This is a genomic window from Burkholderia sp. KCJ3K979 (assembly GCF_016759955.1).
In the GTDB taxonomy this organism is placed as follows: Bacteria; Pseudomonadota; Gammaproteobacteria; order Burkholderiales; family Burkholderiaceae; genus Burkholderia; species Burkholderia orbicola.
Genome location: NZ_JACFYV010000316.1, coordinates 1 through 5,686 on the forward strand (window position 1 = coordinate 1; position 5,686 = coordinate 5,686).

Consider the following 5,686-nt stretch of genomic DNA (forward strand, 5'->3'; position numbering starts at 1 on the left):
CTCGTGATCGTGCTGGGAGCCGGCATGTCGCTGTTGATCGAGAACGACCCGCGCGGGCGGGGGCTGTTGCCGGACGGCGATGTCTCCGGTGACGGCGGTGGCCGGAATGCCGGCGCTTCCCCGTCCGCCGCGAACGCACCAGCCGGTGCGACGGTGCGCGAAGCCGTCACGTCGCGGCCGTTCGCGAGCCTCTACGCGGCTTGTCTCGTCTGTTCGTTCGGCGTATTCGTCCCGTTCGTTCACCTCGTGCCGTACGCGCTCGATCACGGCGTCGCGCCGTCGACGGCCGTGCTGCTGCTCGGCGCGATCGGCGTGGGCAGCACGGCCGGCCGCTTCTTCCTCGGCGGCCTGGCCGATCGCTTCGGCCGCCGCGCGTCGCTGCTCGCGATGTTCGCCGGCATGGCCGTGGCGCTGGTCGCATGGGCGGACGCCGGCACCGTCGCGACGCTGGCCGGGTTCGCGCTCGTGTTCGGCGTGTTCTACGGCGGCTGGGTCGCCGTGCTGCCGGCGGTCGTGATGGACTATTTCGGCGGGCGCAACGTGAGCGCGATCATCGGCATCCTGTACACGAGCGTCGCGTTCGGCACGCTGATCGGGCCGGCCGCCGCCGGCTTCATCTACGACGCGGGCGGCGGCTATCTCGTACCGATCCTCGCGAGCGCTGCCGCGAATGCGATCGCGTTCGCGATCGTCGCGACCACCGGGCGTGCGCCGGCCGCTGCGCGTGCGGCCGGCGGATAGCGCCACCCGGCTGGGCGCACCGCGCGATTTCCGGTAGGGTGACCGGATCGTCAACCATCGACGCACGGTCGGGGAGGCATCGTGACATTCGACGAAGTCCGGCAGATCGCACTGGCGTGGCGCGGCGTCGAGGACGGCACGTCGTACGGCACGCCCGCGCTCAAGGTGAAGGGCAAGGTGCTCGCGCGGCTGCGCGAGGACGGCGACACGCTCGTCGTGAAGGGCGTCGGCCCCGACGAGCGTGCATGGCTGATCGAGTCGGCGCCCGACGTGTATTACGTGACCGATCACTATGTCGGCTGGCCGATCGTGCTGGTGCGCCTGTCGGCCGCGCATCCCGACGCCGTGAAAAACCTGCTTCTGCGAGAATGGCGCGCAATCGTGCCGGCGAAGTGGCGGGACGAAGCCGCCCGCGACACGCACTGAATCGCGCCCGCCCCGCGCGCGATGCAGCCTGCCGAACCGGATCAAGCGTTGCATCGGTTCGTATCGATGCAACGAGTGGTTCCATCGAAATTCTTCAATTGGTTCTTAGTGAAGAACCGTTTGATGCTTACACTCCTTCGCTTCGAAGGCGGCTGACGACAGCCGACGGAACGGGCGTACGCGATGCGCCGGCGCCCGGTGCGCCGCATCGCACCCGCAGCTTCGCAGACTGCGCGGACGACCCGACCGGAACGGCCCCATCCGGCCCATGCCCGTGTGCGACGCACGCGCGGCCGCGACCGGATTCAAGAACGACAACTCCCCGCGCCGCCTTCACGCGACACCCGGTCGTACCGGAACCGTTTTTTGGAGAGAGACAGATGAGTGGAAGCAACACAGGCCTCGGCACTGGCCTGAAGCAGCGTCACGTGACGATGATGTCGATTGCCGGCGTGATCGGCGCGGGTTTGTTCGTCGGCTCCGGCCACGCGATCGCGGAAGCGGGACCAGCGTCGATACTCGCGTATGCGATCGCGGGCGTGCTGGTCGTGCTGGTGATGCGCATGCTCGGCGAAATGGCCGTCGCGCATCCGGACAGCGGGTCGTTCTCGACCTATGCCGATCGTGCGATCGGCCACTGGGCCGGCTTCACGATCGGTTGGCTGTACTGGTGGTTCTGGGTGCTGGTGATCCCGATCGAGGCGACTGCCGCCGCGACCATCCTCAATGCGTGGTTCCCGGGCATCGCGACGTGGATCTTCGCGCTCGGCATCACGCTGCTGCTCACCGTCACCAATCTCTTCTCCGTCAAGAACTACGGCGAATTCGAATTCTGGTTCGCGCTGATCAAGGTCGTCGCGATCGTCGTGTTCCTGTGCATCGGCGGTGCGGCGATCGTCGGCATCATTCCGGCGCCGGCCGTGTCGGGCGTGTCGAACCTGTTCGTGCACGACGGCTTCATGCCGCACGGCGCGAGCGCGGTGCTCGCGGCGATGCTGACGACGATGTTCTCGTTCCTCGGCACCGAGATCGTGACGATCGCGGCCGCCGAATCGGACAACCCGCAGCGCCAGATCGTGCGCGCGACGAACTCGGTCATCTGGCGTATCACGCTGTTCTATCTCGGCTCGATCCTCGTCGTCGCGGCCATCGTGCCGTGGAACGACCCGCTGCTGCCGAAGCACGGCTCGTATCAGCGCGCGATGGAGCTGATCGGCGTCCCGAACGCGAAGGCGATCATCGACGTGATCGTGCTCGTGTCGGTCGCGAGTTGCCTGAATTCGGCGCTGTACACCGCGTCGCGGATGCTGTTCTCGCTGTCCCGGCGCAAGGACGCGCCCGCCTTCCTGCATCGCACCGATTCGACCGGCACGCCGCGTGCGGCCGTGCTTGCGTCGACCGCGTTCGGTTTCCTGACCGTGATCGCGAACTACCTGATGCCGGAGCAGGTGTTCGGCTTCCTGCTCGCGACGTCGGGCGCGATCGCGCTGCTCGTGTATCTCGTGATCGCGATCTCGCAACTGCGGATGCGCAAGACGCTCGAATCGGGCGGCGCGGACCTGACGCTGCGGATGTGGCTGTTCCCGTGGCTCACGTGGGCCGTGATCCTGTTCATCTGCGGCACGCTGACCGTGATGTTCGTCAGCGAGGAGCATCGGATGGAAGTCGGCGCGACGGCCGTGCTGGCGTTGATCGTGCTGCTCGCGTCGTGGCTGAACAAGCGCGGCCGCGATGCGCGGGCGAACGCGGGGCGCCGGGTGTCGGCGACGTGATCTGATCGCGTGATGTAGCGGCGGGGCGGGAGCCCCGCTGATGAACATGGCCTGACCGGCATTTGCCGGCCGGGCCATTTTTCTTTCGACGACTGACGGATGCCGCTGCGAGTACCGGCTGCGCGGCATCGATCCTGGGCGACGCGCGCTGGTGCGTGCCGGCGGGAACGTCGTCTGCCGAAACGATCGTCGCCTATACTCGACGAGAAGAAAAATCGCGGGGGTGGGCGATGGGGACGGTGCACGGATCGGGCAGTCGCGCGGTCGACGCGCGGCGCGTCGGCACGTATGCAGCCGCGGTACTCGCGCTGCAGATCGTCATTCTGGCTGTCTGGGCGATGAGGTACTACGGCTGGCACGATCGCTCGTCCCCGATGGTCGGCTCGGACTTCGCGATTTTCTGGGCGGCGGCCCGTGTCGCGATCGAGCACGGCGCCGCGGCGATCTTCTCGCCCGGGTGGATGCAGCCGATCGAAGCCGCCCTGCGGCCGTTCGACGACTTCGCTCCGTGGCCGTATCCGCCGACGTTCCTGCTCGTCATCCTCCCGTTCGGCCTCGTGCCGTTCGCCTTCGCGCTCGTGGTGTTCGCGACACTGCAGATCGCTTGTTATGCGGCGGTCGTCGCGCGTGTCGTGCGCCCGCTCGACGCGCAGCTGCGCGTCGCGATTGCCGCATTTCCGGGGCTGCTCGGCGCGGCGCTCACGATGCAAAATTCCTTCATGACGGTCGCGGCGGCGGCCGCGGCGCTGCTCCTGCTCGAATCGAGCCCGGTTCTGGCGGGCGCATGCATTGCGGTGCTGATCGTGAAGCCGCAGTTCGGCGTGCTGTTTCCGTTGGCGCTCATCTGCGGGCGCCACTGGAAGGCGTTGATATCGGCCGGCGCGTTCAGCGCCGGCATCGTCGCGGTGTCGCTGGCGGCGTTTGGCGTGCGGGCGTGGGCCGCGTTTTTCGCGTTCATGCCGGCGTTCCACCACAACGTGGTCGAGTACGGCGACACGCTTCGGCGGGCCATGCCGTCGACGATCTCGCTCGCCCGGGCAGCCGGGCTGTCCGTCGGGCCAGCCTATGCCGTGCATGCGGTCGTCGGGGTACTGGCGGTCGCGGCGGTCGTCGACGTCTGGATTCGCCGCTCGCGCTTCGCGCTCCGCGCCGCCGCGCTCGCCGCCGGTACGCTGCTCGTGCAGCCTTACTATGTGTACTACGACCTGCTCTGGCTGGTGTTGCCGGTTGCATTCCTGCTGCTGGACGCGCGGAACGTCCCGTTGCGCCGAGCCGAGATCGTGATCATCGTGCTGGCCTGGCTCGCGCCGGCGCAGGCCTTCGTCGCGGTGATCAGCGGCACGGGTTGGCCGGTCGCGTCGGCGATTCTGGTCGCGCTACTCGCGGTGATCGTGCGCCGGAGTCGCGAGCCGGCGCCGGTGGGTGCGTAGCGGTTGCCGGGTGAGCGGGTGAGCGCATGTTGCTGCAGTCGGTCGACCCGAGCGGAACGATGCCGGGCGCATGAAACAGAAAACCCCTTGCGACGCCGAGGCCGCAAGGGGTTTTCCGTGTATTGCCGTACTGCGCCTGGGGTGATGCGCTCAGACGTTGAACAGGAAGTTCATCACGTCGCCGTCGTGCACGACGTATTCCTTCCCTTCCGCACGCATCTTGCCGGCTTCCTTCGCGCCTTGCTCGCCCTTGTACGTGACGAAGTCGTCGAACGCGATCGTCTGCGCACGGATGAAGCCGCGCTCGAAGTCGGTGTGGATCACGCCGGCCGCTTGCGGAGCGGTATCGCCGATGTGGATCGTCCACGCGCGCACTTCCTTCACGCCGGCGGTGAAATAGGTCTGCAGGCCGAGCAGCTTGAAGCCCGCGCGGATCACGCGGTCGAGGCCCGGCTCTTCCATGCCCATGTCGGCGAGGAACGCTTCCTTGTCCGCGTCGTCGAGATCGGCGATTTCCGCCTCGATCGCCGCGCATACGGCGACCACCGGCGCGTTTTCGCTTTCCGCGTACTTGCGCACCGCCTCGAGGTGCGGGTTGTTCTCGAAGCCGTCGTCCTTCACGTTGGCGACGTACATCGCCGGCTTCGCGGTGATCAGGCAGAACGGTTTGATCAGCGCTTGTTCGTCGTCCGACAGCGCGAGGCCGCGCACGGCCTTGCCCTGGTCGAGCTGCGCGCGCACCTTTTCGAGCACCGCGACGAGTTTCGCCGCTTCCTTGTCGTTGCCCGACTTCGCCGCCTTCGAATAGCGCGTGAGCGCCTTCTCGATGGTGCCGAGGTCGGCGAGCGCCAGTTCGGTGTTGATCACTTCGATGTCGTCGATCGGGCTGACCTTGCCGGCGACGTGAATGACGTTGTCATCCTCGAAGCAGCGCACGACGTGCGTGATCGCATCGGTTTCGCGGATGTTCGCGAGGAACTGGTTGCCGAGGCCTTCACCCTTGCTTGCGCCCGCGACGAGGCCCGCGATGTCGACGAATTCGACGACGGCCGGCACGACACGCTCCGGCTTGACGATCTCGGAGAGCGCCTTCAGGCGCGTATCGGGCACTTCGACGATGCCGACGTTCGGCTCGATCGTGCAGAACGGGTAGTTCTCGGCGGCGATGCCGGCCTTGGTCAGCGCATTGAACAGGGTGGACTTGCCGACGTTGGGCAAGCCGACGATGCCGCATTTGAGACTCATGGAATCCTTCGGACGGGTGAGGCGGCGCGGCCGGACAGGGCACGGCGGCGCGGGAAAAAAGGGGCGGCCGGC

At 67.3% G+C, this 5,686-nt stretch carries 5 protein-coding genes; 4 read left to right on the forward strand and 1 reads right to left on the reverse strand.

The window, feature by feature from the left end; genetic code table 11:
• The 4 genes from H3O04_RS33510 to H3O04_RS33525 all read left to right on the forward strand — a co-directional run.
• The coding region (locus tag H3O04_RS33510; RefSeq protein WP_202589325.1) for an MFS transporter at positions 1 to 741 on the forward strand (741 nt) is incomplete at its 5' end.
• An 81-nt stretch (positions 742 to 822) separates the two neighbouring features.
• Positions 823 to 1,167 carry an MmcQ/YjbR family DNA-binding protein gene (locus H3O04_RS33515; RefSeq protein ID WP_054928323.1) on the forward strand — a complete coding sequence of 115 codons (345 nt, stop codon included), beginning with the start codon at positions 823 to 825 and terminating at the stop codon, positions 1,165 to 1,167.
• A gap of 380 nt (positions 1,168 to 1,547) precedes the next feature.
• On the forward strand, positions 1,548 to 2,939 hold the full coding sequence (gabP, locus tag H3O04_RS33520) for a GABA permease (RefSeq protein WP_006477053.1): 1,392 nt from the start codon (positions 1,548 to 1,550) through the stop codon (positions 2,937 to 2,939).
• A gap of 230 nt (positions 2,940 to 3,169) precedes the next feature.
• Positions 3,170 to 4,369 carry a glycosyltransferase family 87 protein gene (locus tag H3O04_RS33525; protein WP_202589326.1) on the forward strand — a complete coding sequence of 400 codons (1,200 nt, stop codon included), beginning with the start codon at positions 3,170 to 3,172 and terminating at the stop codon, positions 4,367 to 4,369.
• 150 nt (positions 4,370 to 4,519) lie between these two features.
• Here the strand turns inward: H3O04_RS33525 and ychF are convergent, their stop codons facing one another.
• Positions 4,520 to 5,614: a redox-regulated ATPase YchF gene (gene ychF, locus H3O04_RS33530; protein ID WP_006477050.1), complete on the reverse strand. Its 1,095-nt coding sequence runs from the start codon at positions 5,612 to 5,614 to the stop codon at positions 4,520 to 4,522.
• Positions 5,615 to 5,686: the final 72 nt, after the last annotated feature.